Annotated in this window: 2 protein-coding genes; one reads left to right on the forward strand and one right to left on the reverse strand. The window is 38.2% G+C overall.

The annotated features are described in order from the left end of the window. Window positions 1–67 precede the first annotated feature (67 nt). A complete protein-coding gene (gene glgA / locus Q0X66_RS15715; RefSeq protein WP_297708049.1) occupies window positions 68–1,273 on the reverse strand; it encodes a glycogen synthase in 1,206 nt (401 codons plus the stop codon). A gap of 317 nt (window positions 1,274–1,590) precedes the next feature. Between glgA and Q0X66_RS15720 the strand changes: the two genes are divergently transcribed. Then, window positions 1,591–2,379, forward strand: coding sequence for a DUF1080 domain-containing protein (locus Q0X66_RS15720; protein ID WP_297708051.1), 789 nt, complete (start codon window positions 1,591–1,593; stop codon window positions 2,377–2,379). The last annotated feature ends 341 nt before the right edge of the window (window positions 2,380–2,720 follow it).

The following is a 2,720-nucleotide window of genomic DNA, read 5'->3' on the forward strand; positions in this document are numbered from 1 at the left end:
GGAAACAGGCGAGATCCCTGACCTCCTCCCAATATAATAGCTAGAACGCTTTTCGTGAACATATTTTTTAGTTTATTAAAGATTTGTATAATGTTTCAATTTGTTTGGCTATAGCCGACCAGTCGAATGTCTCTTCCACTCTTTTTCTGCCTTTATTGGCCATAGATTTCTGCAATTCTTTATTCTTTATTACGACGTTTATGCCTTCGGCAAGATCCTGGGCAAATTTATCCGGATCTACAGGTTCAAAAGGTGCCACATTTTGTTGTTCCAAAGGTACCAGGATTCCCGTTTCACCATCCACAACCACTTCCTTTATTCCTCCTACAGCACTTGCAACAACTGCTGTTTTGCAGGCCATGGCTTCAATATTGATAATTCCGAAGGGTTCGTAAATTGAAGGACAGCAAAAAACATCTGCATGGGAATAAAGTTGTATCACTGATTTTTTATCGAGCATTTCAGCGATCCAGATAACATTATCCCTGTTTTTCTTTACTTCATTAACGCTGTCTTCCATTTCTTTGGCAATTTCAGGAGTGTCTGGTGCTCCGGCACATAAAACAACCTGAGTATCCGGGTCAATATATTTGATGGCATTCACCAAATGTATTATCCCTTTCTGCTTTGTGATTCTGCCCACAAAAAGCACATAGGGTTTGGACTTATCAATATGGTGTTTATCTAAGGCAGCAGTTTCGCTGGTAACTACATATTCTTCAAGATTTATCCCGTTGTATATTACTTTAATTTTTTCCTTATCTACATTAAAATAGTTCAGGACATCATCTCTTGTTTCATTTGATACGGCAATAACGGCATCTGCCATTTCTATTGCCGTTTTTTCAATCCATAATGAGGCATCATAACCCCTTCCCAATTGTTCTCTTTTCCAGGGCCTTAGAGGCTCCAATGAATGTGTGGTTACTACCAGTGGAATCCCATAAAGGAGTTTTGCTGCGATACCCGCAAAATGCGAATACCAGGTATGACAATGCACAATATCCGCATCTATTGCGTCTGCGTTCATATGAACATTGGTGCTAAGGGTTTTTAAAACTGCTTTAAGTTTGTCATTGGAGTTATTAAAAACGGGATTGTCATAGGGATAGCCTTTTACCGATAGATTATCGGTTTTTTCATCCTGATCCCCAAAACATCGTACTTCCAGCTCCATAAGTTTGGCTAATTCTGCTGCCAAATATTCAACATGCACCCCTGCTCCTCCATAAACATAAGGGGGAAATTCTCTTGTAAAAAAAAGTGCCTTCATAAATTTTGTTTAATGCCCTGTTTACAGCGCCATTATGTCCATAATTTAGTTCATTTTTTAATAACAAACCAACTGGGTATTAATTTTAATAAAGGTATTTATAAAATTCGTTTTTTTTCAATAGAAAGGCATATAAAACACGGTAAAATTGATTGTCCGGAATAGGTTGCTGTATAGGCCATACAAAGAAGCCCGGGTCAAAGGAATTTGGCATGTAAAACCGTTAAATTTCCATTCTTATCTTTCAAGTAATCAAATGTTTAACTTAACTTTATACAAACTCAGTTAGCTTTCAGTTGACCGGATAATAAATTAATATGGGAAAAGTAGTTTTATCTCTTTTAATTGTATTTCTTCTTACAAATTGTAAAAGTGAGAATTCTGAATGGAAGTCTTTGATTGTAGATAATTCTCTTGATGGCTGGCATATTTTTCAGGATGCAGAATCTACAAGAGGATGGATTGTAGAAGATAACACCTTAATATTTAACGGGATTTCGGATATGGAATCGGGCGAAGGAGATGCAAGCCTTATATCGGACAAAGAATATGGGAACTTTGAAATAAAATATGATTGGAAAATAATACGAGGGGGTAATAGTGGTTTTATGTGGGGGGTAAGTGAAGATGAAAAATACAATTATCCATATCAAACCGGCCCGGAAATCCAAATTTTAGATCCGGCAATTTATGACAACCCTCAAATAGCTTTGGGAGGTGAGACGGAAATAAATAGTGCTGTAGAGGATTTGGAAACTCATAAACATTTTGTAGGGGCCTTATATGATCTGTCGGCTCCTACTGTATTAAATGCTGCCAAACCTGCGGGTAAATGGAACTCCTATCATATCAAAATAGATTATAAAGCCAATCGCGGGGAGGTACTCCTCAATGAGGTTCTAATTAATTCCTTTCCACTTCAAGGACCAGAATGGGAAGCAATGCTTCAAAATACCAAGTTTAGTAAGTCTGAGTGGGAAGAATCGGAATATTTGGGTGATGCACGCTGGTATGACTTTGGAAAATATTCCAGGGGTCATATTTGTTTTCAGGATCATCCGGGCGAGGTCTCTTTCAGAAATATTATGATTAAGGAGTTGGAATGACACAGTCCAGGTTATTATTTTTTCCCGACTATTTTGGTCTGTGAAATTTGTGCTCTTTTATTCTCCGAAGCTTTAGCGAAGGACAAACCGCCTGCCCGCCGAAACTTTTCAGCCTTCGTAGCTGAGTTACTTCGGCGAAGTAGGCTAGTGAAGGGGGGGATAGGTAGCTTTGGTTGCGAAGAGCTTGTTATGATGTTAAATGACTAAGAAGCCAAATCATAGTCCTTGATCAAAACATCTGCGGGAATTTTAAGATGCTCTGTAAGTTTGCGAATGTGGGCAATACTTAATTTCCTTTTTTTGTTGAGTATTTCCGAAGCTCTACTCCGGCTACTTAAGAT

It is taken from the genome of uncultured Eudoraea sp. (assembly GCF_947260015.1).
Classification (GTDB): domain Bacteria; phylum Bacteroidota; class Bacteroidia; order Flavobacteriales; family Flavobacteriaceae; genus Eudoraea.